This window comes from Acinetobacter ursingii DSM 16037 = CIP 107286 (genome assembly GCF_000368825.1).
GTDB classification, from domain to species: Bacteria; Pseudomonadota; Gammaproteobacteria; order Pseudomonadales; family Moraxellaceae; genus Acinetobacter; species Acinetobacter ursingii.
On sequence record NZ_KB849710.1, the window covers coordinates 156273 to 182855 of the forward strand.

Below are 26583 nucleotides of genomic sequence, written 5' to 3' on the forward strand. Positions count from 1 at the left end.
CTAATATATATAAATATCAATCACTATATGTTTTATATATGGAACTCCGGCATATTCGTTATTTTTTGGTGGTTGCAGAAGAAAAAAGTTTTACTCGAGCAGCCCAGCGTTTGGGAATTAGTCAGCCACCCTTAAGCATGCAAATCAAAAATCTGGAAGACGAGATTGGAACAGAGTTGTTTTATCGTTCGTCACATGGAGCGGAATTGACCGCAGCAGGGCAGGTTTTTCTAAATACGGTACAGCCGATTCAACAGCGAGTGGACGATGCTGTGAGTTTGGCTCAGCAAATGGCGAACGGTGAACTAGGGCAATTACGTCTGGGTTTCACTGGAACCGCAATGCTTAATCCAGTCTTACCTCATAGTATTCGTTTGTTTCAGCAGCAATACCCTAAAGTCCAACTTCGTTTAGAAGAAGGAAATTCTTTGGTTTTAATTGATCGATTGCTGAATGATCAGCTTGATATTGCTTTAATTCGTCCACCCCACCATGTGCCTATAGATATTCATATTCAGACTTTAATGTACGAGCCACTAGTTGTAGTGATGCCTTTAGAACGCATGATTGATCAGCAACAGGAAATACAGCTTAAATTGTTAAAAGATGAAAATTTTATTATGGCTGCACATTCGGTGAGTGCAGGTTTGCATGATGCTGTACTGGATGCATGCCGTAGTCATGGACTTGAACCCAAAATTGGACAAAGTGCCCCACAAATTGTATCGATTGTTTCACTCGTGGCCGCAAACTTGGGTGTGTCATTAGTGCCAGCCTCCGCCATGCAATTAGGCATTAAAGGCGTACAGTATTTACAAGTGGCTGAACCTAAACCCGTAGTTGGTTTCTCTCTTGCTTATCGACGAAATACGCATGCCCAAGCTGCGATCAATTTTTCTAGCCTTATTCAGTCTTTACTGAAAAACGATTGAATGCATTTACCATGCAGAAAATGTTTTTCTAAATTGATCAGGGGTAAGGCCCATCCAACGTTTAAATAGATTAATAAAAGCTGTCGCACTGGCATAACCTAAATCTAGCGCGATACTTTCTACCGTATGACCTTGTTCAAGTAAGGGTAATGCCTGCATGACGCGTAAGCGTTGTCTCCATTCATGTAATGACATGCCAAGTTCACTTTGACTATAGCGTGCCAATGTTCGTTCACTGGTATTAACCAGTTGAGCCAATTCTGCCAACGAATGATGATCAGACGGATTTTGTTTTAAATGGTCAAGTAAAGGCTGTAACAATGGATGTGACGTAGTTGGTAGATAACTTCCTACAATTTGAGCATGTTGAAGTTGATCTAATAACACATACAATAATCGTAAATGTTCATCTGGGTCTGTCTGTGCCACTACATTATTTTTAAGGTGTTCCATAATCGCAGGAACCAGTGCAGAACTAAGGAGAATTCCTGCATGTTTTGGCATGTGCTGACATAAAGATTCATGAATATACACCGTACAATGTGTCACTTTTGTCCGATTCAGTCCGCTATGTTTTAAATGCGGTGGTAGCCACAAACCATAAGGCGGCGGGGTTAAATAATGAATTGAATCGACATTTACCTCCAAAACACCATGATATGCGTAAATAAATTCTCCCCATGCGTGTTCATGTTGCGGATAAATGGTTTCGGCAGGCGCATCTCTCACCTGACACCAGAGCGGTGCGGGAATATCATTACAGGCAGGGATTTCCAAAAATTTTTTGATGAGATGCGCTGTTTTTTTCATAGCGGTATTTGAGTTGAGTTGCCTGTATTGGGTGATAAGTTGTCTGATTTGAACTATATCATTTAAATAGGTCAGCGCTATAGTCCATTTTCATTGATTGAATAAAGGAATAGACGGTGGATGATCGGAAGGCGTTAGATGCACGTGCATCTGGTCTCATGGTCGTGCTCTGCATGATCTGGGGCTTACAGCAAGTCATTTTAAAAATGGCTGCTCCCGATATTTCACCCATCATGCAAATCGCATTACGTTCAGGGCTAGCCGCAGTTTTAGTCTTACCACTTTTGTGTCGAGAAAAAAATATCCAACTTTTGGCACCCGTTTATTTGCGTTCAGGGCTATTGGTGGCTTTTTTCTTTGCGCTTGAGTTCTTTTTACTCGCTGAAGCCATTCGGCATACCTATGCTTCGCATACCGTAGTATTACTTTATACAGCCCCCATTTTTGTTGCATTGGGTTTGCACTGGAAACTTCCCGCTGAACGTTTAAGCATTTTACAATGGTCAGGAATTGGCATTGCTTTTTTGGGAGTCATCCTTACTTTCATTCGACCACAGACCGTGCAGGGGATTGATACACAGTCGATTTTGTGGGGCGACGGTTTAGCACTTATGGCTGCAATCGCATGGGCTGCAACGACCATTTCGATACGTTTGACACCACTTTCCCAAGCACCTGCTACCCAAACCATGTTTTATCAAATGTTGGGTGGTTTCATTGTATTGATGATTGTGGCATGGATTACAGGGCAAACTGAGATTCACTTTACTCCATTGGCAGTGGGGAGTCTGATTTTTCATACATTTGTCGTTTCTTTTGCGAGTTTTCTGGCGTGGTTCTGGCTATTAAGAACATATTTGGCGTCACGTTTAGGGGTATTTTCATTTCTTACCCCGATTTTTGGGATGGGATTTGGTGTTTACCTGCTCAATGAAAAACTGGAACTAAATTTCTTGATTGGAACGGCTTTGGTGTTGCTGGGTGTGATTGTGGTCAGTCTGCCAGGTTGGATACAATCGAAGAGGCTTAAAATCTAAATATGAAGATACCGTTTTAAATCAAACGATATCTTCAAATTATTATTTCTCTTCAAAAATAGTTGAAAGAGGAATAGCCAGTTTGGCAGCCAGATAATCATCCGATTCAATCAAGGCAGGCCCTAGTTTTTGCATCCATTCATCATCAGGGTGAATATTTCCAACATCCTGACGACGCGGTAAGGAAAAAGGTAAAGCGGTATAAAATGACCAGAAATCGACTTGTGATAAATTTCTGACTAAAACATATTCATCTTTATCAGTACGTTTGATCAAGTTCTGCTTTTCTAGCATTTCCACATAGCCTGGCCAGCGTCCAATTTCACCACGCCCCATAATATCCAGTGCTTCAAGATCCGTCACACTTTCACCTAGTTTCTGTTTTTTATAAAAAAGTTCCAGTACATCCAATAGCATGAGCACAGGGTGTCGAGTCTGAATTTTTTGTGAATGAAAGGCGGTCAATGCATAGCTGACTTCAACGCCAAGAAGCACAATATTCCATGAAAGAAAAATCCACAATAAAAAGATGGGGATCGCAGCAAAAGCACCATACACCAGTTCATAACTGGTAAAATTAGACATCGCGAAACTAAAAATGTTTTTGAGTAATTCAAAGAGTGTGGCACTAAAACAAGCCGCAATGATGGCTGAATAAATGGGAATCGTTCGATTTGGAATTGTCCAATATAAAAAGAAAAATCCAATAATCGTCAATCCAAATGAAATCAGCCATAGCACAAAAGCACCATTTAGCTCATAGCCTGCAAAATTATTGCTGAGGATATTCATGGATGCGACAGCAGAAGAAATGACGAAGGCACTTCCTAATAAAATAGGCCCAAGTGAAATAATGGTCCAATAACGCATAAAACCGACGATGCCACCACGGGTTTCACGCACCCGCCAAATACGGTTAAATGCGGTTTCAATGGTACTAAGCATCATCACGGTCGTAACAAACAAAAATAACACCCCGATGACAGTCAAATTACTGGATTTCTCGGTAAATGAATTTAAGATTCGATCAAAGGCAATGGTACTTTTGGGCAGAAAATTACTGTAAATGAGCTGCTGTAATTGTTGTCTAGCAGGTTCAAGTGCTTTAATGGAGGAGATAATCACCAAAAAAACCGTCAACATTGGAACCACTGCAAATAACGTGGTGTAAGTCAGTGCCCCTGCATGTTCACGACAACGATCTGCTTCAAAACGACGCAGTACAAACAGGATAAACTGAAACCATGTTTTATCGTAAAAAGGTAACTTTTTTAAAAAATTCAGCATAAAAATAAAGTCTCATTTTTTTGATCTTTTTAGGTTTTCCATGTAAAGCTTAACCAAAAAAGGCCATAAATATCGTATAGTTTTGTTTTTAATACCTCATTTTAAAATTATGCAGTCTTATATTCTTGTCCTTTATTACAGTAAGTATGGTTCAACCAAACAGATGGCACATCTCATTGCCAATGGCGTAGAAGCCGCAGGTATGCCAGTAAAAATTCGAACCGTGCCGCAACTGGCTACGGTCGTTACAGAGGCACAGCCAAGTGTGCCAGCAGAAGGCGATCTCTATTGTACTTTAGATGATTTGGCACATTGTTCAGGTCTGGCACTGGGTTCACCCACTCGTTTTGGCAATATGGCCAGTGAAATGAAGTATTTTTGGGATCAAACCACGAGCCTTTGGCTAAATGGAGCATTACATGGCAAGCCTGCGTGTGTATTTACTGCATCGGGTTCTATGCATGGTGGTCAGGAAAGTACTCTGTTGACCATGCTTCCGCCTTTATTTCATCACGGTATGATGATTTTGGGCTTACCTAATTCGATTGCCGCGCTATCTAATACGAAAACAGGCGGCACCCCTTATGGCGCAAGTCATGTCAGTGGTCCAAGACATGATCAGGAATTAAGTCAGGATGAAAAAATATTGTGTGAAGCAATGGGCAAGCGTTTGGCTGAAGTTGCGCTGAAATTATCTTGAAATCCAGATCATAGTGATGTGTTAAATTATATTCCAATCGCGATGTATCGATTTTTAAAATGAGCCATTTCAAATGGACAAACTTTAAAGCGACAAATGGCTAGATTTCTTTCAAAACGGTTGGACTATTCTTTTTTTTCTGCGTAGCAGAGAGATAAAAAGCACTTCCGAAAGAAATCTACTGCTTAAAACGATAACCACATTTTAGGCATTTATAATCTTGAAAAATATTTTTATCGATCATTACGCCCGCTTTTTTCCCAAAACGATTACCTAAAAAACCACCCGTAATTCCAACACTAATCGCACCGACAAAGGTTCCGACTGTTCCCCCTACAATCACCCCTAAAGGTCCTGCGACAGTGCCAATGGCCGCACCAATCGATGCACCAGAGGCCGCACCCCCTACTGTTCCAGCGGCTGCGCCTGCTGAGGTTAAAAGTACACCACCAGCTTTTTGTAAAACTTGTTCATGATTGCGTTGTTCAAGATCGGTCGAACCACATTTAGGGCAGACTACTTTTGTTTCCGTTTCTTTTTGCGCTTTACCCATGTAATTCAATTTCCTATTTTTCTTCAAATCATTCTAGCCGAATCATAGCTCAATAGTTTAGCGCAGTTGTAAATGAAATGATGAAAATAGCAGAAAAATGCGTGATGAGCGTTAAATGACGCTGTTTAAAATCTGACAGAAATAAAAAAAGCGCCGAAGCGCTCTTTTAGATCATTCAAGGAATTCTGCTCGAATTATTCTTTGACAAAAGTCACTTTACCATCGGTTAATGATTGAACTCGTGCTAGAGATTCAACGCGATAACCTTTTTCGATCAGTAGATCACGACCAGACTGGAATGATTTTTCAATCACAATTCCAACGCCTACAATTTCGGCTTGCGCTTGATGAATCAAATCAATCAAACCTAAAGCAGCCTGACCATTTGCCAAAAAGTCATCAATCACTAAAGCTTTATCGCTTGAGTTGATGTGTTTATTGGAAATGGCAATGGTACTTTCAGTTTGTTTGGTAAATGAAAATACTTTGGCACGGTACAAGTCATCTTTCAGAGTCAATGATTGATATTTGCGTGCAAAAATCACAGGAACACCCAGTTCAAGACCTGTCATAATCGCAGGCGCAATACCAGATGCTTCAATGGTAATAATCTTGGTGATGCCTGCATCTTTGAAACGAGCAGCAAACTCTTTACCAATTTTCTGCATCAGTACAGGGTCAATTTGGTGATTTAAGAAAGCGTCGACTTTCAAAACTTGATCAGATAGAACGATACCTTCTGTTAAGATTTTCTGTTCTAGTGCATGCACGGGAGAATCCTCTAGGGCGGATGCCTTTTCAGCAAAAGCGTATTTTAAAAAGCATCCAAAAAAATGCAAGCCAAAATCGACAATTCTTAGTTAGTTTTACCAGAATAACCTGTTAAGAGCAGTCCATAAGAAGTTTTCTCATCGACATGACTGACTTTCACAGGTAAGTAATCCAGTTTAGGGGCTAACCAAAACGTGGTATTACGACCTGGTTTATTGTCATATTGAATAATGACTTTAATGGTATTGAATGTACCATAAGGGGTTTTGATATTTTCAGTCCCTTGTTTCACAAAACGGCGTGTATCAATACCTTTGGCATCCGCAATTGGGTAGGTGGCTTTTATACCATTTCCCTTTAAATCTTCGCGAATTTGTAATTCAGCATTGAGTTCATCAAGTACCCCCGCTTTCCAAGCAAACGACCGTTTTTTATCATCTTTTTGAGTGTTAATGGTTTTGCTGGATGGGTTGAAATTGATATTCATGGTGTTGTTATGCACCAGAATCTTACTGCTACGGCTAAATTGCTGTGAACTAATTTGCCCATTATTAAAGCTAAATTTACTAATTTCACTGGCAGAAGCAATCACACCTGCTTTCGCAGAAAAATCATAAGTCCAGTTATTGCCTTGTTGGCTTAAGGTTCGTGTTCCTGAACCCATATTTTTCCCATTATAGGAAAATTGATAACTTGCCTTAAAAGGACTCATGGCGAGTGCATGACTGGAAAAGCCTGTAAATAACAGTGCTGTGGTCAGACTAGCTGCCAAAGTCATGGTTTTCGTTACATGAAGTGCCATAAGAAAGTTCCTGATGTCATAAATGAAATAGTGAAAGAGTCTTCAATCATTCCAGATAGTATTACATTTCGTGATGAAGAAAAACGCAGTATTTCCGTATGCATTGTTTCATTATGTTGATATTTAATGTCTTTATGCGTGTTTTGTTTCTGAGCTTATTCATTTTTTTGTCGTATCGGAGTGACCGTGGTTTCTGCAAGTTCTAACTCTTCTTCGGCAGCATCCTCTTGATCTCTTGGCTTACTCAGTCCTTTATTAAAGAGTGCCATAAAGTTGACATTGCCCAGTACCACCAGCTCTGCTTCTCTCAGTTGTGCATGATTAACATGAACTTTGGAAAGTGCATCGATCACACTACGGTTTTTGCCTAACCAGCGATTTAAATCTAAAAATAAAAGCTCATCTTTGACTTTGACTACCTCGAAACGCTCAAGAATCGGGCCGAGCGGATCTTTGCGCAATATTTTGTGATAGAAAAAAACATAACTGTTAAATGCGATTTTCTGTAAGGTATTTTTAAATTTGGCTTCAACAACCTGTGTGTCGCTAATTTGTTCAAAGACTAGAAGTTGGGTGTCTTTATTGAGCTCCATTTGGATCAACTTTAAATCGACCGAAAGTGTGGTACTCAATCCTTTAAAATGTAAACTGGCATACAAACGTAGCCAACCCTCGTAGACATCGGCATGTAAATCATCCAGAAAACTGAGATTATCCGTTACATAGCGTTTAAAGGTGGCATTTAAGAATACTTGTGAAACTGGAATTTCGCGTTCTTCTTCGATAAATTCTTCGGCTTTTTCATAAGCTCGACGCAAATGTTTAGAAATCGATGACAGTAATGTTGGCATAAAGGCTGTCCAAAAAATAGCTGTTTTGGTCGATTGCAAAATTACAATCTAATCTAAAACATGAAAAAAATGAGTTTATTTGTTGCAGTTTAGCAAAATTAATTGCTACATTTTTAAAACTTCAAACCTTATTGTTATTGGCTTTGAAGTGGGTCACGCTTTTATTTAAAAATGAATAATGGTTTTATTTTATCCTGTTTTCACAGGTGGGGATGCAACATTTTGTTAGTTGAACACAATGTTTAAAAAAAATGTAGGTTATTTTCCAGTTATTCGACACTGGTGGCAGGATTCTATTTTATTGGCTGCAATTGCGATTGCAATCGTGCTGCATATTTTCGTTTTGCTGATTCATTTCGCCATGCCTGCGCCATCGGATACTGCGACCAAAGAAATTGCAGTATCGATTCGTCCAAGTACTGATCAGGTTGAGCATGCCGACTTTTTAGCACAGGCAAATCAAAAAGGATCTGGAAAATTTCATGATTCTCACCGTATGTCGAGTGATATGCCCAAAGCCATGCCTGATCAAAGCTCAGGTGAGTCACCAACACAAACCCTTGACCATATTCAGCAACAACGTGAGCTAAAATTTGAAGAAAAAGTGCTGATGACGGTATTAAGCTGGCAAAAACAAGCGGAAGAAAACCAGCGAAAAAAAGCACAGGATGATTTACAAAGCCAGTTTCAAGCTAAAGCAGCCATGGTCGCGAGCATTGAGGCGCAATATTTACAGCGTCAGCAGAATTTTAGCCGACAGCAACGGATTAAAACCGTAGATGGTATTCAAGCCAAGCAAGATGCATCAGCAGCCTATTTAAATAAATTTCGTGAAAAAGTGGAACTTTATGGCAACCGTTATTATCCAGATGAAGCCAAACAACAAAATTTAGCAGGTGAAGTTCGACTCATGGTGGTGCTGAATGCACAAGGCGGCATTCGTGCGATTCGTTTAATCGAGAGTTCTGGACATCCAATACTGGATGAGGCTGCCAAAGCATCGGTACGCCGTGGCGCACCGTTTGGTCGTTTTGATGCAGGAATGAAAGATATTTCCGAATTACGGATTATCCGAACATGGAAATTTAACCCAGCACAGGCTGAGTTTGAAGTGCATTAGACGTATTCATTGAAATACTGAAAGCTACCGCTCCAAATATGGATTTTCCAATCCCAACTTGGCTAAAATTTCGATTTCTAGCGCTTCCATTTCTTCTGCGTCTTCATCACTCAGTTCATGGTCATAACCCAGTAAATGCAGAGTGCCATGTACCAGCATATGCATAAAATGATCGTGTGCTGTTTTATCTTGCTCAATGGCTTCTTGTAGCACAACAGGAATACAAATGACCAAGTCACCCAAAGGGCGGGCATCCAGTAAAGGTAAAACTTCTTCAGGAATATCACTCGGAAAAGACAGTACATTGGTCGATTTATCTTTACCGCGATATTCCAGATTTAGACGATGACTCTCTTCATGATCGACACAGGCAATCCCAATTTCACAATCACTGTCAATATCCACATGACGTAATGTCACTTCAATGGTTTTTTTAAGTTGAACACGCTTCAAGACTAAATCAGAAGATTTAAATTCTTGTTGTAAACTAAGATTAAGCTTCAAACCTGATCCTTCATAAAAATAGGGGAATGCATGGCAATCCCCTGATTTTGTAAGTTGATAGACAACTTGATGAATATATTAAACTTCCTGATGCTGGGCATCTGCCGCGGCATCATGTTCATTCATCAAGGCTTCTTGTCGTGCTTTGCGTTCAGCACGTGCTTCTGCACTTAAGCGATTTTGTTCAGAGTCCCAGCCTTCATAGGCTTCAACAATTTTCTGAACCAGTTGATGACGTACCACATCACGTGAATGAAAACGGGTAATGTGAATTTCTTTAATCGGTTCTAGTACACGTAAAGCATGCGCTAAACCAGATTGCTGTCCGCGTGGTAAATCGACTTGCGTGATATCGCCCGTGATGACAGCACGTGAACCAAAGCCTAAACGGGTGAGAAACATCTTCATCTGTTCAGGCGTAGTATTTTGCGCTTCATCTAAAATCACGAAAGAATGATTCAGTGTGCGACCACGCATATAAGCAAGTGGTGCGACTTCAATCACCTGACGTTCAATCAACTTTGCAACTTTTTCAAAACCCAACATTTCGTATAAAGCATCATAAAGAGGACGCAAATATGGATCGATTTTTTGAGCTAAGTCACCTGGCAAGAAGCCGAGTTTTTCACCTGCTTCAACGGCAGGTCGAACAAGGAGGATACGCTGGATTTCATTGCGTTCCAGCATGTCGACAGCCGCAGCAACGGCAAGATAGGTTTTACCTGTTCCTGCTGGCCCGATTCCAAACGAAATGTCACTTTGTAAAATACGCTGCACATAACGCTTTTGGTTGGTACCACGAGGGTTAATACGACCTTTGGGAGTTTGTAGCCAGACATTATCCAGACCTGTATGTTCCTGTTCGGAATCATCCATAAGCTCTCGATCAGTCTGACTGCCCTGAATCATCAGGTGTAAGATATCGGCACTAATCTGGCTGGAAATTTCTGATTCATCGTAAAGACGCTGGAGCAGTGATTCTGCTCGTTCGACTGCATCAATGTCACCATCGATGTAGAACGCGTCACCACGATGAGTTATTTGTACATCTAAACGCTGTTCAATCTGCTTCAAGTGACCGTTGTATGCACCTAACATGCTTTTTAAACGGGTCATTGAAACGCCGGGAAAAGTAACGGTACGTCGAATCGCTGCAGTCAAAGAGTTATCCTTTTTCTAGCCTTGTTCTAATACCCTTACATTACGCCACGTCAGGCTCAAGATTCAAGAGTTCACCATAAACTAAATTCAAAGTTTTGATCTCGGTAATCTCAATCTCTGCGAAGCGTCCCACCCATGAAGGATCTCCGATAAATGTAACCAGTCGTGTATTGTCCGCAGTCCCGACTAAAAGGTCTGGATTTTTCTCGGAAACATTTTCAATCAATACTCGTTGTACTGTACCTAACATGGCATCAGTTTTACGGATACTAGACTGCTTGATCCAATGTTGAACTTTGCCTAAACGCTCTTTTTTGACTGTTTCGGATGTCGTATCTACTAGCTCAGCCGCGGGTGTCCCAGGGCGTTTTGAGTAGACAAAACTATAAGAATGATCGAAATCCAAATCTTTGATAAATTGATAAGTTTCTTCAAAATGTTCATCGGTTTCGCCCGGGAAGCCAATAATAAAATCGCTGGATAAATGCATGTCTGGGCGGATTTTACGGAGTTTTGCAATCTTCTCGATATACACATCAATGGTGTGGTTACGCTTCATCGCTTGTAACACGGCATTTGAGCCACTTTGTACAGGCAAATGCAAATGAGACACCATTTGTGGTAAGTCTCGGTAGCATTGAATCAGGTCATCAGAGAACTCAAGTGGATGCGAAGTGGTATAACGCAAACGTCCGATGCCCGGAATTTCTGAAACGAGTCGTAACAATTCAGGGAAGGTACAAATTCCACCTTCGAAAGTTTCACCACGATAGCCGTTGACGTTTTGGCCGAGCAATGAAATTTCACGGACCCCTTTTTCAGCCAATCCTGCGATTTCAGCCAATACATCATCCAAAGGACGTGACACTTCTTCGCCGCGTGTGTAAGGCACGACGCAGAACGAGCAGTATTTTGAACAACCTTCCATAATCGAAACAAACGCTTTAAAGCCTTCGACCCGTGGTTCAGGTAAAAAGTCAAACTTTTCGATATCTGGAAAAGAAATGTCTACTAGTTTGATTTTATCTTTTTTTGGTTTTTCGACCTGATCCTGATGTTGATCCAGCATCTGTGGCAAGCGATGCAAAGTCTGTGGACCAAAGACCATATCGACATAGGGCGCACGTTTTTGAATGTTGTCGCCTTCCTGAGACGCAACACAGCCCCCAACCCCAATAATCAGGTCAGGATTATGTTCTTTAAGCTTGCGCCAGCGCCCTAACTCACTAAATACTTTTTCCTGAGCCTTTTCACGAATCGAGCAGGTATTCATTAGTAGAATATCGGCTTCTTTCGGATCTGTAGTTAGGACATAGCCATGAGAGTCGCCTAAAAGATCTGCCATACGATGACTGTCATACTCATTCATCTGACACCCTTGAGTTTCAATATACAATTTCTTGATTGAAACATCTTGGGTGTGCGCTGGCTGGGTGACAGTGTTTTCTGAGGCAGCTTTGTCACCATTAGGAATGAAAGTTTGAACCGTCATGTAGGCTCCTAAATAAAGTAAACCGGTCTATCGGGATTTGATCCGACGAAAGCGCGCAATTGTAGCAGTATTTGCGGCAAAGATCGCGAAATAAATGAAGTGGCTAAACATTGAGCTTCAGATCAAGATATTTTGCAGACTGTGATAAGTAAGTGATTCGCTAATATGGTTGATTTTTCAATTAAAAAAATGTGAATATTACTGTTGCTGAATCAGCAGTTTACATAACACAACAGTAGCGGGCGTCAAGAGTAATTACACTAGCAGAGCGCAGAAGTGATTGGGGTTTAAAAAAGCGTCTATGGCATGGAAAAAAAAGAGTAAATTTTCAGTGGCAGTTTTCTTTAAAAATAAATGGATTTATACCAGTGCGATCAGTGTCTTAACATCACTTTCAGCATCTGTGGCTTTTGCTGCTGAGGAACAATTTAACGATGCATTACGTGCCGCCAATGCAGGCGATTTAACTGCGCTCGATCAATACCAATTTTCCATGCAAAATGATGTGCTAGGTTATTATCCAGAATATTGGAAACTTAACACTGATTTAGGATTGCAGCCTGCCACCACCATTATTAATTTTGCCAAGCGTTATCCTAACTCTGCGATGGCTGAAAAATTATCGGCAGATTATGTCGAAGAAAAAGTTAAACAAGGAGATTTGGTAACTGCTCAACCTGTATTGCCGTATGTAACCAATCCAGATCGTGCTGAAAGCTGTGCTGTGGCACAAGTTCGCGCCAGTTCAGGTGATCCACTGGTATTTGCTGAATATAAAGATGTCTGGCTCACCACCAATAGCCAACCAGAGTCCTGTAATGGATTGGGGCGGATGATGCAATCCAGCCCACTGATGTCTGCGCAGGATAAACAACAACGTTTGTGGGGGCAGTTACGAGCAGGCCAATCTGGACTGGCTCTGTCCACTGCGCAGACTTTAGGCATGAGTTTATCTCTTGCGCAGTTGAATCAGATTCAATCCAATCCACTGAATTATTTATGGTCTGCGCCTAAAACTTCCCAGACCGATTATGCGTATCTAATTTTTGCTTTAGGTCGTTTGGCAGATAGTGATTTAACTTCAGCATTGGGCAATGTAAAGCGGGTTGCAGAAGGCACACCGCCCGATGTTCAAAAATATTTATATCGCACGGTGGGTTACATCGGCGGTACCACAGTCATGAAAAATAACTTTAATCGTGAAGTTTTAAATAGTTTTGATTTAAGTTATGGCTATCCCTTCAGTCCAGAAGAAGCGGAAGTGTATGCGCGCCAAGCCATCCGCTTTGGTTCATGGGAAAGTGTGATTCGTGCCATTGATGGCATGTCGGTCAGTCAAAAGCAAGAAGATCGTTGGCAATATTGGTTAGCGCGTGCTTTAGAACAGCGCAATGATCGGCAGGCAAAACAGCAAGCGCAGCAGATTTATCAAAAATTGGCTCAGTCAGGTGATGACTATCATAATTTGTTGGCGCGGGATCATTTGGGGAAAAAATACAATGATATTCCAGTTTACACCCAAGCGACCAATAATGATTTACAACGATTGAATCAAGATATTCATTTTAGACGTGCTTTTACTTTGCGCAATGTCAACGCGCCTGATAACTATGTTAATCGTGAATGGAACTGGGCAGTACGTCAGGCTTACTTAAAACAAGATGATGGTTTATTGCTGGCTGCTGCGCAACGTGCCAGTGAAATGGGTTGGTATGATCGTGCAATTTATGCGGCAGACCGTACGGTCAATAAACATAATTATGCCTATCGTTATGTGATGCCCCATCAAGTCACGGTGGTGAATCATAGTCAAAATGCAGGAATTGATCCTGCGTGGGCTTATGGTTTAATGCGTCAGGAAAGTCGCTTTGTAACCTCTGCACGTTCGCATGTCGGGGCAGGTGGGCTCATGCAAATTATGCCTGATACAGCAAAACTGATTGCCCGACAAATGGGTGAGACTTACAATCCTGCTGCTTTGACTGACATGAACACCAATGTGCGTTATGGAACATTTTATTTATCCATGATTCAGGGGCAATTAAGTGGTAATCCGGTGCTGGCAACCGCAGGATATAACGCTGGGCCAAATCGTGCCCGTCGCTGGCAGCCTGATTTTCAAGCTTTGTCAGCCGATCAATACACGGAAAGTATTCCATTACTTGAAACACGAGATTATGTAAAGCATGTTATGACCAATGCTGCACATTATGGTGTTCTGTTGGGGCGGGGGCCTCAATCGATAGAACAACGCATGCTTCCCATTCCTGTTCGTAGCACACCTTAAAACAGGATGGGGCTTCTTATGATAACGGTTAAGTTTTTAGTTCGATGAAAAAGAAAAGTTTTACATACCATTGTCTTTCATGGTTGACGGGATGCGTATTATGGGTAAATGTTGTTTTATTTGCTCCGAATTTATATGCCGAATCACCACGCTTACAAGGCTATGTCATGCAAATTCAAATGACACCTGCGGTATGTGCGCTAGATTCTTCGCGGCAAAAACAGCGTAAATGTCTGGAAGGATATTCCCTAACCATTACAGGCTTGCTGCCTGAAACCAGTCATTCGAGTTGTGAAACTACTTCTGCTCCTACATTATCACCATTACAAGCCAAAGTTGTGGCACGTGTCATGCCTGATGAAAATGCTCGCGCACAATTATGGCGTAGTATTGGCGGTTGTATTCCTATGTCCGCCAGTCAGTATTTCCGAATGATTATTAATTATGCAGAGCGTTTGAAAATTCCTGCGGATTTAACCAGTGGAATCAATAAGGAAATTCAGAAAAATAATCTACAACAACAGTTTGTTCGCTTAAATCCTTCTTTACCTGCCAATGGTATTCGATTGAGTTGTGAATCTTCACGTTCAGAACAGATTTTGACAGAAGTTCAGGTCTGTTATCAGGTCAATGGAACCTATAAGCAATGTTCTAGTCATGTGGTGTCCAATTGTCCAAATGAGTTCACAATTAAAGGTAGTTATTAATCACTTGGTCGCAATTGATTTGTATTTTCTATCAGACTTTTGTTGAAATTCATTCTCTTTTAAATGCATCTCTTGTGGGTTTGGAGTACAATCTTTGCCGTTTATGATTATTAGATTAAATAGACTATCTGTTTAATCATCTTAACGATCCTCAATTGGAGATAATTACATGAAGCAACCCGTTCGTGTTGCCGTTACTGGCGCTGCAGGTCAAATTGGTTATAGCTTGTTATTCCGTATCGCAAGCGGTGAAATGTTAGGCAAAGATCAACCAGTGATTTTGCAATTGCTTGAAATTCCAGTTGAGAAAGCTCAACAAGCGCTTAAAGGCGTAATGATGGAACTTGACGACTGTGCTTTCCCATTGTTGGCTGGCATGATCGGTACTGATGATCCTAAAGTTGCGTTTAAAGATGCAGACTACGCATTGTTGGTAGGTTCTCGTCCACGTGGTCCTGGTATGGAGCGTGCTGACTTGTTGAAAGTGAACGGTGAAATCTTCATCGGTCAAGGTCAAGCGCTTAATGAAGTAGCAAGCCGTGACGTGAAAGTATTGGTTGTGGGTAACCCAGCAAACACCAATGCTTACATCGCAATGAAATCTGCTCCAGATCTTCCAGCGAAAAACTTTACTGCAATGCTACGTCTTGATCACAATCGTGCTTTGACTCAAATTGCGCAAAAAGCAGGTGTTGCGGTTGCTGATATCAAAAACCTTACAGTTTGGGGTAACCATTCTCCAACCATGTATGCGGACTACCGTTTTGCAACTGCAAATGGCGTAAACTTAAAAGACAAAATCAATGATGCTGACTGGAATGCGAACGTATTCCTTCCGACTGTTGGTAAACGTGGCGCTGCGATCATCGAAGCGCGTGGTTTGTCTTCTGCTGCTTCTGCTGCAAATGCTGCAATCGACCATATGCGTGATTGGGCTTTGGGTACAAACGGTGAGTGGGTAACGATGGGTATTCCTTCTGACGGTTCTTATGGTATTCCAGAAGGCGTTATTTATGGTGTGCCTGTTACTTGTGAAAATGGCGAATACAAACGTGTTGAAGGTCTTGAAATTGACGCATTCAGCCGTGAACGTATGGACAAAACACTTCAAGAACTTGAAGAAGAACGTGCTGCAATTGCAGACATGTTAAAATAATTAAAAACGATTTCTAATCGTCAAAAAGCATTCCTTAAAGGGGTGCTTTTTTTATGATCTTGTTTTTTGCATAATGATGATTTAAAACAAAAAATAACAAGAAGATTAAACGGATATAGATGACAAAACAGCGTATTGTGGTTAACGTGAAGCTTAACTTAGGTCAGTTGATTCATGGAGAATAACAATGTTCGAACAACAACCCACTTTAGAATTATTATTTGAGCAGCTTGGATTGGATGCCAGTGAAAGTGCGATGGATCAATTCATTAAAGAACATCAACTTTCGGCAGATGTAGAGCTGCATGATGCAGAATTCTGGAGCGAAGGACAGCGTCAGTTTTTACAAAGCCACATTGATAAAGATGATGACTGGGCGATTGTCATTGATGAACTCAATCAACAGTTACATATCGATAGTAATCCTAAAGCCTAAGCTTTAGGATCCATGATTCATTTTAATGTGTTTTTGAACGAATTAGTGTTTTAAACCAATCGTGTTGATGCAATTGAGTAAAAGCTGAATGATGTTGCATTAACTCCAGATCAAACTCAGTGCACTGGCTATATTTTTCTAGCCAATGGCGCGCCAGTGCATACTCGGCTTTAACCGCAGACGCATAAGCCAAAAAGAACAACACATCACCATGTTGTAAATGCGCCAAAGGTTTTAAAATTTGCTGAGTGATGGTGGCAAATTTTGCTTCACGATTCAGCTCATAATACATCATATAGGCTTTGGCCAATTGTAAAGACAAATCTATATAAAGCGACATAGGCATTTCATCAAATTCAACGCGGGATGTCTCTAAAATCGCAATCGCTTCATGTAAAAAGTGCACACGTTCCTGACGGTTGCGACTGATTTCAACCAATTGTAAACGTAAATCCCCACGTTCCAGTGCAAGTTCAGGTGTATTGCCCGCAAGGTAGTGTTGATCAGTTTCTCCGATGCGCTCAACAATCATTTTGCTTGTATCTAGCATGTGGTTCATCCTCTGGGTTTATCGTCATTATATGAGGCTATTCGGCGATTTTAAAAGTGTACAAGGGTGAAACGCAGTGTTGCAGCTTTGATGGCATATTTCCAGATCACTATTTATCCAGATGACTATTTAGAAGACCAAATGGAGTTGCCACTGCGTAGCCATGCTGTAATGGAAAGTCTCTGCCGCTTAGAACTTAATACTTCGTGTAATAAATCGCTTTGAAAAATCACCAGACGATTAGGTTCAGGTTCAATAATATGCCATTGCTCATTTTTATCTTGTAAGCGCAGTTGTCCGCCCCAATCGGGTTGCCATTCTGGATGTAAATAATAAACGGCTGAAATCATTCGATCATTTTTTTGTTGAGGATTATCGCGATGTAAGGCATAAAACTCGCCCGCATTATAACAAGCAAAATGCGCTTCAATAGATTGAATCCCAAGAAAAAAAGCACGATTAAATGCCCGTGAAAAATTTTGGAGCAAGTCGATATGCTGTTGCGCAATCTTTAATTTTTCATCAATCCAGAGAATATGGTCACTACGAATTTTACTGACGATACCATTTTGAATGGCAGCTTCGCGAAACTGATTTAAATTGAATAGACATTCATCTAGCAATTGACTGGTAAATGGCGCTGAATGTGTTTGGTTGACGATAGCAAAGCCATGCTGGTCTAAATCATCCAGAATTTGTTCGATGTCATGCTGAATCGATTCAGAAATTTGCTGCATTTTGCCTCTCAATCATCAAATAAACCCATCAAAGAAAACCTATCCAGCGTGAGCTTTCGCTATTCTAAAACAACTCATGCACACGTAACTGCTTTTTTTCATGTTAAAATACACGTTAATCTGAGGAATTAATGTAAAAAATGAATTACCGTCACCATTTCCATGCGGGCAACTTTGCTGATGTCATGAAGCATGTACTCTTGCTTCAATTGTTAACACGTTTAAACGCGAAAGATAAGCCTTATCGTTATATTGATACGCATGCTGGTGCGGGAAAATATGATTTATCTCTGGCACCTGCACAAAAATCAGGTGAGTTTTTAACGGGTATTCATCGACTGGTTCAACTGGGAGATATGGAAAAACGTCAGGCTCCTGAGGGCGTACAACAATATCTCAAACTGGTTGAAAATATCCGCGCTGAACAAGGTAAGGGAACTTATCCTGGATCGCCGTGGTTTGCCCTGCAAGCGATGCGTGAGATAGATAAAGCCACTGTTTTTGAAATGCAACGCGATGTCTTCCAACAACTTCGTCAAAATATTCGCGATAAACGCATGGGTTTGCATGAGCGTGATGCTTATGAGGGTTTACTTGGTGTGATTCCGCCAAAAGAGAAACGTGGTTTGGTCATGATCGATCCGCCTTATGAGTTGGAGCGTAAGGACTTTCCACAATTGGTTGAGCTTTTGCAAAATGCCTATAAAAAATGGCCAACAGGCGTATTTGCTGTTTGGTATCCGATTAAGGATCGCGCCATGATTGAGCGTTTTGAAAAGAAAATGATGAAAACGGGCATTCGCCGTCAGCTCATTTGTGAGATTTGTGTTTGGCCCGATGATACGCCAGTAGGTTTAAATGGTTGTGGTTTATTGGTGATTAATCCACCTTGGCAATTTTCAGAAGATGCCGATCAGGCCTTACAATGGTTATTTCCACATTTGCGTATGCAGGAAAATGGCGGTCATGCCGCAGTTCGCTGGCTTGTAGGTGAGTAAAACTTATCATTCAAAGCATATTTGAGATCAACAACAATGACAAACATACAAAAGCCTAACCATGAATCAACTCAGAATGACCATCCTTTTGATGGTATTACCTTTGAAGTAGTTGAAGAGGAACAGACTCAGGAAGGCCAAAAAGTTAAACGCCGTGGGATCTATTTATGGCCAAATCTGATCACGACTGCTGCGTTACTTTCAGGTTTTTATTCGATTACTGCGAGTATGAATGGTGAATTTTTGCAAGCCATTTATGCGATTTTTCTTGCAGCCTTACTCGATGGACTTGATGGACGTGTCGCACGAGCAATTGGTGCACAAAGTGCTTTTGGTGAGCAATACGATTCATTGTCCGATTTATTAGCGTTTGGTGTTGCGCCTGCTATTTTAATGTATAGCTGGAGCTTGCATGATCTGGGGCGTATTGGCTTGGCATGTTGCTTTATTTATACCGCTTGCGCTGCGTTTCGTTTGGCGAGATTTAATGTACAAATTGGTGTGGTGGATAAACGCTACTTTATCGGTATCGCCAGTCCATTGGCTGCAATATTGGTGATTACTCTGATTTGGGTCAGTCGAGATTATCCGTTTGTGTTCGATATTCGTGATATTAAAGTACAAATCGCTTATGCAATCTACATGGTCATTGTTGCGATCTTAATGATCTCAAATATTAAATATTATTCTTTTAAACAAATGGATCGTAAACGTGTTCCATTTGTGGTGATGTTGCCCGTTGTGCTGATTTTTGCAGCAATTACTTACAATATTCCAATGGGGATTTTAATCGTATCCATTATTTATGCAATTTCAGGTTTTGTGACCACCTTGTTCGCACGTAAACAAAGTCCTACTATAAAGACATAAGGCTTATGAGTGAGGTTCAGTATGCAAATGTTGATGAGTTCGCTAGAACAGTCTACACGCCTGAACCTCAAACTCAGCCAAACTGCTTTGCTGGCTTATCATCCGCCGAAAGGACACTTTAGACTGGTTTATCATGGGCTGATTTTACCCAATCTACCAGCACCGCTTCACTTTTTTAATTTTATTAATTTGTTGGGTCAACCCAAAATTCCATTGTTTCATAATCCAAGTATTATCAAAGATAAAGCTTCCAATACAGCCAGCGTAATGATGGCAGTGAGTCCACATCAGGTAGGACATTTAAAAAGTTATCGGCTTAACCAGCAGTGTCAAATCCATCCATACCATTACCAATTTGATCAAATTGACCAGTTCAATGGAAATTTTCCACATTTTGAAATTCAACGTCAGGATCGTGAGTTAGAGTTGAATCTCAAAATTCAAACCACGGAAAACATTACTCACTTTGTCCCATTGAAATGGAATTTATTTGAACATTGGTCAATATTGTGTCATTGCGAGGGGCATTTAAAATATCAAAATCAACATTATGAAATTAGTGGTATGGGAAGTTTTGATTATGCCCGTGCTGCAAATATTCCTTATCTTCCATTGGCATTTTATACGCATCAACTGATCAATCTAAATGAAAACACACAAGTGATTTTGAGTCAGGTGCGCAATCAATGGAATCAGATCATTTATTCCAGATTTTATTTGCGTGGCATCAATGGAGAAAACCTCTTTATTGATAAAAAAGTCTACTTTCATGTTCATCGTGTTTACCCAAAGATTACTACGCCAAATCATCGTCAAATGTACCTTCCTCGAGAGTTTTCTTGGTATGTAGAGGAAAATGGACAGCCCATTTTTGAAATCAAAGCACAAAGTCGAGGGGATTATAAATTCGGAGTAGGGGCGGGTTTTGCTGGAAGCTTTCGTTATCATGCGCGTTTATACGATCAGGACTTTGAAGGTGAAAGCGCGTACTGCGAATATATTGATATTCGACCTTTAAATTGGCAAGAAAAAAACCAAACACAAATTCTTGCGGATGAGTTCCTTCAAGCTCAGCCTTGTTTGCTTAAGAAATAATCAAACCCGTCAAATATGATCAAAACATAGACGAAGGAGTGAAATCTTTAAAAAAAGGGGTTGCGTTGGTTGTAGAATGCTGTAGAATGCGCACTCATCGGTGGTGATGCGGATAAAAACTTGTTGAAAAACAGGGTGTTGGTTGGGTCTTGAGGGATTTGATTGATATTTTGGTTGAGTAAAATGAGTTTTAAAAATATCTAAATTGCCTGTTGACTTTTAAGAGATTGAGAGTAATATAGCCGACCTAGCTTGATGCTGACGAAGCATGAAGAAGATCATTAAGAATATAGAAGAACAACTTGTGTGGATTTTTACTAATTGATTGATCGAAATATTATCATTAATTGATTGGTTTAAATTACTCGAAGTTTATTTGAGAGAATTTGTCAGTAATTGATGAGCCAGAATTGGCACCTTGTCTTTAATAAGGTGCGAAATGATTTTAACTGAAGAGTTTGATCATGGCTCAGATTGAACGCTGGCGGCAGGCTTAACACATGCAAGTCGAGCGGAGAGAGGTAGCTTGCTACTGATCTTAGCGGCGGACGGGTGAGTAATACTTAGGAATCTGGCTATTAGTGGGGGACAACATTTCGAAAGGGATGCTAATACCGCATACGTCCTACGGGAGAAAGCAGGGGATCTTCGGACCTTGCGCTAATAGATGAGCCTAAGTCGGATTAGCTAGTTGGTGGGGTAAAGGCCTACCAAGGCGACGATCTGTAGCGGGTCTGAGAGGATGATCCGCCACACTGGGACTGAGACACGGCCCAGACTCCTACGGGAGGCAGCAGTGGGGAATATTGGACAATGGGGGGAACCCTGATCCAGCCATGCCGCGTGTGTGAAGAAGGCCTTATGGTTGTAAAGCACTTTAAGCGAGGAGGAGGGTACTGGTATTAATACTACCAGGTACTGGACGTTACTCGCAGAATAAGCACCGGCTAACTCTGTGCCAGCAGCCGCGGTAATACAGAGGGTGCGAGCGTTAATCGGATTTACTGGGCGTAAAGCGTGCGTAGGCGGCTAATTGAGTCGGATGTGAAATCCCCGAGCTTAACTTGGGAATTGCATTCGATACTGGTTAGCTAGAGTGTGGGAGAGGATGGTAGAATTCCAGGTGTAGCGGTGAAATGCGTAGAGATCTGGAGGAATACCGATGGCGAAGGCAGCCATCTGGCCTAACACTGACGCTGAGGTACGAAAGCATGGGGAGCAAACAGGATTAGATACCCTGGTAGTCCATGCCGTAAACGATGTCTACTAGCCGTTGGTCTCTTTGAGGGATTAGTGGCGCAGCTAACGCGATAAGTAGACCGCCTGGGGAGTACGGTCGCAAGACTAAAACTCAAATGAATTGACGGGGGCCCGCACAAGCGGTGGAGCATGTGGTTTAATTCGATGCAACGCGAAGAACCTTACCTGGTCTTGACATAGTAAGAACTTTCCAGAGATGGATTGGTGCCTTCGGGAACTTACATACAGGTGCTGCATGGCTGTCGTCAGCTCGTGTCGTGAGATGTTGGGTTAAGTCCCGCAACGAGCGCAACCCTTTTCCTTATTTGCCAGCACTTTGGGTGGGAACTTTAAGGATACTGCCAGTGACAAACTGGAGGAAGGCGGGGACGACGTCAAGTCATCATGGCCCTTACGACCAGGGCTACACACGTGCTACAATGGTCGGTACAAAGGGTTGCTACCTAGCGATAGGATGCTAATCTCAAAAAGCCGATCGTAGTCCGGATTGGAGTCTGCAACTCGACTCCATGAAGTCGGAATCGCTAGTAATCGCGGATCAGAATGCCGCGGTGAATACGTTCCCGGGCCTTGTACACACCGCCCGTCACACCATGGGAGTTTGTTGCACCAGAAGTGGATAGTCTAACTGCAAAGAGGACGTTCACCACGGTGTGGCCGATGACTGGGGTGAAGTCGTAACAAGGTAGCCGTAGGGGAACCTGCGGCTGGATCACCTCCTTAACGAAAAGATTGGTTGATTGGTAAGAATCCACAACAAGTTGTTCTTCTGGTATCTGAATGAAAAAGATTTAGAGAGAAGCTTTTAAAAAAAGAGCGAGAATCAAACACTACGCACAGCGAAGCTGTTTGTCTTGCGAAACTTTTAAAGCGGTGCTTTAAAACTTTCTCAGGGTCTGTAGCTCAGTTGGTTAGAGCACACGCTTGATAAGCGTGGGGTCACAAGTTCAAGTCTTGTCAGACCCACCATTCTGACGAATAGATTAATGAGTACAGAGTTAAAGATACGTAAATGATATAAGCTGGGGACTTAGCTTAGTTGGTAGAGCGCCTGCTTTGCACGCAGGAGGTCAGGAGTTCGACTCTCCTAGTCTCCACCAAATTTCAAGAATAGAAAACTTAAAGCATCGCTTTAAGGCTTTTTCTTGAAATTTAAGCAAGAAGCTATGCTTCGCGCAGTATCTGATCGAACACGAAAGTGAAAGAAAAGATGGTTATAGAGATTAATAAATAAGAAGATTGCAGGATCTTGGTTTATTAACCTCTGTGATTAATCACAGTTTAATGTAGCTGACGAGGTTACATTAATTCATTAACAGATTGAGAATTGAGTCTGAAATAAATTGTTCACTCAATAACAAAGAGAGAAGAAGTCATTCTGATCTTAGAGTTAATTGAGAACTAGCAAATTAACTGAATCAAGCGTTTTGGTATATGAATTTAGATTGAAGCTGTACGGTGCTTAAGTGCACAGTACTTCAAACTGTAATGTTGGTAATACTACTTGTAGGTATTAACGACTGTTTGGGGTTGTATAGTCAAGTAATTAAGTGCATGTGGTGGATGCCTTGGCAGTCAGAGGCGAAGAAAGACGTGATAGCCTGCGAAAAGCTCCGGGGAGGCGGCAAATATCCATTGATCCGGAGATGTCTGAATGGGGGAACCCACCTACTATAAGGTAGGTATCAATAACTGAATACATAGGTTATTGAAGCGAACGAGGGGAAGTGAAACATCTCAGTACCCTTAGGAAAAGAAATCAATTGAGATTCCCTTAGTAGCGGCGAGCGAACGGGGATCAGCCCATTAAGTGATGTGTGTTTTAGCGGAACGCTCTGGGAAGTGCGACCGTAGAGGGTGATAGTCCCGTACACGAAAGGGCACACATCATGATGACGAGTAGGGCGAGGCACGTGAAACCTTGTCTGAATATGGGGGGACCATCCTCCAAGGCTAAATACTCCTGACTGACCGATAGTGAACCAGTACCGTGAGGGAAAGGCGAAAAGAACCCCTGTGAGGGGAGTGAAATAGATCCTGAAACCGCATGCATACAAGCAGTGGGAGCCGACTTGTTCGGTGACTGCGTACCTTTTGTATAATGGGTCAGCGACTTATATTCAGTAGCAAGGTTAACCGCATAGGGGAGCCGTAGAGAAATCGAGTCTTAATAGGGCGTTTAGTTGCTGGGTATAGACCCGAAACCAGGCGATCTATCCATGAGCAGGTTGAAGGTTGGGTAACACTAACTGGAGGACCGAACCCACTGTCGTTGAAAAGCCAGGGGATGACTTGTGGATAGGGGTGAAAGGCTAATCAAGCCTGGTGATAGCTGGTTCTCCCCGAAAGCTATTTAGGTAGCGCCTCGGACGAATACCATAGGGGGTAGAGCACTGTTTCGGCTAGGGGGTCATCCCGACTTACCAAACCGATGCAAACTCCGAATACCTATGAGTACTATCCGGGAGACAGACTGCGGGTGCTAACGTCCGTAGTCAAGAGGAAAACAATCCAGACCGCCAGCTAAGGCCCCAAAATCATAGTTAAGTGGGAAACGATGTGGGAAGGCATAGACAGCTAGGAGGTTGGCTTAGAAGCAGCCACCCTTTAAAGAAAGCGTAATAGCTCACTAGTCGAGTCGGCCTGCGCGGAAGATGTAACGGGGCTAAAACTATGTGCCGAAGCTGCGGATGTAACTTTAGAGTTACGTGGTAGGGGAGCGTTCTGTAAGCCGATGAAGGTGTGTTGAGAAGCATGCTGGAGGTATCAGAAGTGCGAATGCTGACGTGAGTAACGACAAAACGGGTGAAAAACCCGTTCGCCGAAAGACCAAGGGTTCCAGTCCAACGTTAATCGGGGCTGGGTGAGTCGACCCCTAAGGCGAGGCCGAAAGGCGTAGTCGATGGGAAATTGGTTAATATTCCAATACTTCTGTGTAATGCGATGAGAGGACGGAGAAGGTTAAGTCAGCCTGGCGTTGGTTGTCCAGGTGGAAGACAGTAGGCATGCATCTTAGGCAAATCCGGGGTGCTCTATGCTGAGAGTCGATATCAAGCTGTACTTGTACAGTGAAGTGGCTGATACCATACTTCCAAGAAAAGTCTCTAAGCTTCAGTTACACAGGAATCGTACCCGAAACCGACACAGGTGGTCAGGTCGAGTAGACCAAGGCGCTTGAGAGAACTCTGCTGAAGGAACTAGGCAAAATGGTACCGTAACTTCGGGAGAAGGTACGCTGCTGAGGGTGATGGGACTTGCTCCCTGAGCGCTTGGCAGCCGCAGAAACCAGGCCGCTGCAACTGTTTATTAAAAACATAGCACTCTGCAAACACGAAAGTGGACGTATAGGGTGTGATGCCTGCCCGGTGCTGGAAGGTTAATTGATGGGGTTAGCGTAAGCGAAGCTCTTGATCGAAGCCCCAGTAAACGGCGGCCGTAACTATAACGGTCCTAAGGTAGCGAAATTCCTTGTCGGGTAAGTTCCGACCTGCACGAATGGCATAATGATGGCGGCGCTGTCTCCAGCAGAGGCTCAGTGAAATCGAAATCGCTGTGAAGATGCAGTGTACCCGCGGCTAGACGGAAAGACCCCGTGAACCTTTACTGCAGCTTGACATTGAACTTTGACCTTACTTGTGTAGGATAGGTGGGAGGCTATGAAGATGTGACGCCAGTTACATTGGAGCCATCCTTGAAATACCACCCTGGTAATGTTGAGGTTCTAACTCTGCCCCGTAATCCGGGGCGAGGACCATGTCTGGTGGGTAGTTTGACTGGGGCGGTCTCCTCCTAAAGAGTAACGGAGGAGTACGAAGGTGCGCTCAGCGTGGTCGGAAATCACGCGTAGAGTATAAAGGCAAAAGCGCGCTTAACTGCGAGACCCACAAGTCGAGCAGGTACGAAAGTAGGTCTTAGTGATCCGGTGGTTCTGTATGGAAGGGCCATCGCTCAACGGATAAAAGGTACTCTGGGGATAACAGGCTGATACCGCCCAAGAGTTCATATCGACGGCGGTGTTTGGCACCTCGATGTCGGCTCATCTCATCCTGGGGCTGAAGCAGGTCCCAAGGGTATGGCTGTTCGCCATTTAAAGAGGTACGCGAGCTGGGTTTAGAACGTCGTGAGACAGTTCGGTCCCTATCTACCGTGGGCGCTGGAAATTTGAGAGGATCTGCTCCTAGTACGAGAGGACCAGAGTGGACGAACCTCTGGTGTACCGGTTGTGACGCCAGTCGCATCGCCGGGTAGCTATGTTCGGAAGGGATAACCGCTGAAAGCATCTAAGCGGGAAGCCTACCTCAAGATAAGATTTCCCTGTGACTATATGTCACCTAAAGAGCCGTTCAAGACTAGGACGTTGATAGGTTGGATGTGGAAGCATAGTGATATGTGAAGCTGACCAATACTAATTGCTCGTGAGGCTTGACTATACAACACCCAAACAGTTGTTGTATTCAAGATAAATTC

General features: G+C 42.4%; 22 protein-coding genes, 2 tRNA genes and 2 rRNA genes. 15 read left to right on the forward strand and 11 right to left on the reverse strand.

Annotated elements, in window-relative coordinates:
* Window positions 1-38: 38 nt before the first annotated feature.
* Complete coding sequence (locus F944_RS00855) at window positions 39-932, forward strand: LysR family transcriptional regulator (RefSeq protein ID WP_004985418.1); 894 nt, start codon at window positions 39-41, stop codon at window positions 930-932.
* A gap of 6 nt (window positions 933-938) precedes the next feature.
* On the opposite strand, the gene F944_RS00860 is transcribed toward F944_RS00855, so the two are convergent.
* On the reverse strand, window positions 939-1742 hold the full coding sequence (locus F944_RS00860) for an AraC family transcriptional regulator (protein WP_004985420.1): 804 nt from the start codon (window positions 1740-1742) through the stop codon (window positions 939-941).
* Between the two features lie 116 nt (window positions 1743-1858).
* On the opposite strand from F944_RS00860, the gene F944_RS00865 reads away from it, so the two are divergent.
* The gene (locus tag F944_RS00865) at window positions 1859-2779 is read left to right on the forward strand and encodes a DMT family transporter (RefSeq protein WP_004985423.1); all 921 of its coding nucleotides are present in this window, start codon (window positions 1859-1861) and stop codon (window positions 2777-2779) included.
* A gap of 42 nt (window positions 2780-2821) precedes the next feature.
* On the opposite strand, the gene F944_RS00870 is transcribed toward F944_RS00865, so the two are convergent.
* Entirely contained in the window at window positions 2822-4066 is a 1245-nt protein-coding gene (locus F944_RS00870) for a YihY family inner membrane protein (RefSeq protein WP_004985425.1), read from the reverse strand.
* A gap of 109 nt (window positions 4067-4175) precedes the next feature.
* On the opposite strand from F944_RS00870, the gene wrbA reads away from it, so the two are divergent.
* Window positions 4176-4766, forward strand: coding sequence for an NAD(P)H:quinone oxidoreductase (gene wrbA, locus F944_RS00875; RefSeq protein ID WP_004985428.1), 591 nt, complete (start codon window positions 4176-4178; stop codon window positions 4764-4766).
* A 178-nt stretch (window positions 4767-4944) separates the two neighbouring features.
* On the opposite strand, the gene F944_RS00880 is transcribed toward wrbA, so the two are convergent.
* The 4 genes from F944_RS00880 to F944_RS00895 all read right to left on the reverse strand — a co-directional run bounded on the left by F944_RS00880 (window position 4945) and on the right by F944_RS00895 (window position 7743).
* Window positions 4945-5319 (reverse strand): hypothetical protein, encoded by a 375-nt coding sequence (locus F944_RS00880; RefSeq protein WP_004985429.1) that lies wholly within the window; start codon window positions 5317-5319, stop codon window positions 4945-4947.
* Window positions 5320-5513: 194 nt separating this feature from the next.
* On the reverse strand, window positions 5514-6089 hold the full coding sequence (locus F944_RS00885) for a xanthine phosphoribosyltransferase (protein ID WP_004985432.1): 576 nt from the start codon (window positions 6087-6089) through the stop codon (window positions 5514-5516).
* A gap of 86 nt (window positions 6090-6175) precedes the next feature.
* On the reverse strand, window positions 6176-6892 hold the full coding sequence (locus F944_RS00890; RefSeq protein WP_004985435.1) for a DUF3108 domain-containing protein: 717 nt from the start codon (window positions 6890-6892) through the stop codon (window positions 6176-6178).
* Window positions 6893-7047: 155 nt separating this feature from the next.
* Window positions 7048-7743: a hypothetical protein gene (locus tag F944_RS00895; protein WP_004985437.1), complete on the reverse strand. Its 696-nt coding sequence runs from the start codon at window positions 7741-7743 to the stop codon at window positions 7048-7050.
* A 238-nt stretch (window positions 7744-7981) separates the two neighbouring features.
* Here F944_RS00895 and F944_RS00900 point away from each other — a divergent pair, with 238 nt between their 5' ends.
* The gene (locus F944_RS00900; RefSeq protein ID WP_004985439.1) at window positions 7982-8863 is read left to right on the forward strand and encodes an energy transducer TonB; all 882 of its coding nucleotides are present in this window, start codon (window positions 7982-7984) and stop codon (window positions 8861-8863) included.
* Window positions 8864-8887: 24 nt separating this feature from the next.
* On the opposite strand, the gene ybeY is transcribed toward F944_RS00900, so the two are convergent.
* The 3 genes from ybeY to miaB form a co-directional block, all read right to left on the reverse strand.
* Window positions 8888-9367, reverse strand: a complete 480-nt coding sequence (ybeY, locus tag F944_RS00905) for an rRNA maturation RNase YbeY (protein WP_004985442.1) — start codon at window positions 9365-9367, stop codon at window positions 8888-8890.
* 78 nt (window positions 9368-9445) lie between these two features.
* Window positions 9446-10528 carry a PhoH family protein gene (locus tag F944_RS00910; protein ID WP_004985450.1) on the reverse strand — a complete coding sequence of 361 codons (1083 nt, stop codon included), beginning with the start codon at window positions 10526-10528 and terminating at the stop codon, window positions 9446-9448.
* Window positions 10529-10568: 40 nt separating this feature from the next.
* The gene (miaB, locus tag F944_RS00915) at window positions 10569-12020 is read right to left on the reverse strand and encodes a tRNA (N6-isopentenyl adenosine(37)-C2)-methylthiotransferase MiaB (protein ID WP_004985452.1); all 1452 of its coding nucleotides are present in this window, start codon (window positions 12018-12020) and stop codon (window positions 10569-10571) included.
* 301 nt (window positions 12021-12321) lie between these two features.
* On the opposite strand from miaB, the gene F944_RS00920 reads away from it, so the two are divergent.
* From F944_RS00920 to F944_RS00935, 4 genes are all read left to right on the forward strand, one after another.
* A complete protein-coding gene (locus F944_RS00920) occupies window positions 12322-14307 on the forward strand; it encodes a lytic transglycosylase domain-containing protein (protein ID WP_010588894.1) in 1986 nt (661 codons plus the stop codon).
* A gap of 44 nt (window positions 14308-14351) precedes the next feature.
* A complete protein-coding gene (locus F944_RS00925) occupies window positions 14352-15014 on the forward strand; it encodes a ribonuclease T2 family protein (RefSeq protein WP_004985457.1) in 663 nt (220 codons plus the stop codon).
* A gap of 169 nt (window positions 15015-15183) precedes the next feature.
* Window positions 15184-16170: a malate dehydrogenase gene (locus F944_RS00930; protein WP_004985458.1), complete on the forward strand. Its 987-nt coding sequence runs from the start codon at window positions 15184-15186 to the stop codon at window positions 16168-16170.
* A gap of 187 nt (window positions 16171-16357) precedes the next feature.
* Entirely contained in the window at window positions 16358-16606 is a 249-nt protein-coding gene (locus F944_RS00935; protein ID WP_004985459.1) for a DUF2789 family protein, read from the forward strand.
* 22 nt (window positions 16607-16628) lie between these two features.
* On the opposite strand, the gene F944_RS00940 is transcribed toward F944_RS00935, so the two are convergent.
* Both F944_RS00940 and F944_RS00945 read right to left on the reverse strand, forming a co-directional pair.
* A complete protein-coding gene (locus F944_RS00940; protein WP_004985465.1) occupies window positions 16629-17156 on the reverse strand; it encodes a hypothetical protein in 528 nt (175 codons plus the stop codon).
* 125 nt (window positions 17157-17281) lie between these two features.
* Window positions 17282-17893: a 2OG-Fe(II) oxygenase gene (locus tag F944_RS00945; RefSeq protein WP_004985466.1), complete on the reverse strand. Its 612-nt coding sequence runs from the start codon at window positions 17891-17893 to the stop codon at window positions 17282-17284.
* A gap of 140 nt (window positions 17894-18033) precedes the next feature.
* On the opposite strand from F944_RS00945, the gene F944_RS00950 reads away from it, so the two are divergent.
* The 7 genes from F944_RS00950 to F944_RS00980 all read left to right on the forward strand — a co-directional run bounded on the left by F944_RS00950 (window position 18034) and on the right by F944_RS00980 (window position 26546).
* Window positions 18034-18891 carry a 23S rRNA (adenine(2030)-N(6))-methyltransferase RlmJ gene (locus F944_RS00950; RefSeq protein ID WP_004985467.1) on the forward strand — a complete coding sequence of 286 codons (858 nt, stop codon included), beginning with the start codon at window positions 18034-18036 and terminating at the stop codon, window positions 18889-18891.
* A 36-nt stretch (window positions 18892-18927) separates the two neighbouring features.
* Entirely contained in the window at window positions 18928-19761 is an 834-nt protein-coding gene (gene pssA, locus F944_RS00955; RefSeq protein WP_004985472.1) for a CDP-diacylglycerol--serine O-phosphatidyltransferase, read from the forward strand.
* Window positions 19762-19782: 21 nt separating this feature from the next.
* On the forward strand, window positions 19783-20856 hold the full coding sequence (locus F944_RS00960; RefSeq protein WP_004985474.1) for a DUF6670 family protein: 1074 nt from the start codon (window positions 19783-19785) through the stop codon (window positions 20854-20856).
* A 446-nt stretch (window positions 20857-21302) separates the two neighbouring features.
* Window positions 21303-22839 (forward strand): 16S ribosomal RNA (locus tag F944_RS00965).
* A 169-nt stretch (window positions 22840-23008) separates the two neighbouring features.
* Window positions 23009-23085: transfer RNA gene (locus F944_RS00970), tRNA-Ile, on the forward strand.
* A gap of 55 nt (window positions 23086-23140) precedes the next feature.
* Window positions 23141-23216, forward strand: a tRNA-Ala gene (locus F944_RS00975).
* Window positions 23217-23652: 436 nt separating this feature from the next.
* Window positions 23653-26546, forward strand: a 23S ribosomal RNA gene (locus F944_RS00980).
* Together the 16S and 23S rRNA genes with 2 tRNA genes alongside form the textbook arrangement of a ribosomal RNA operon.
* Window positions 26547-26583: the final 37 nt, after the last annotated feature.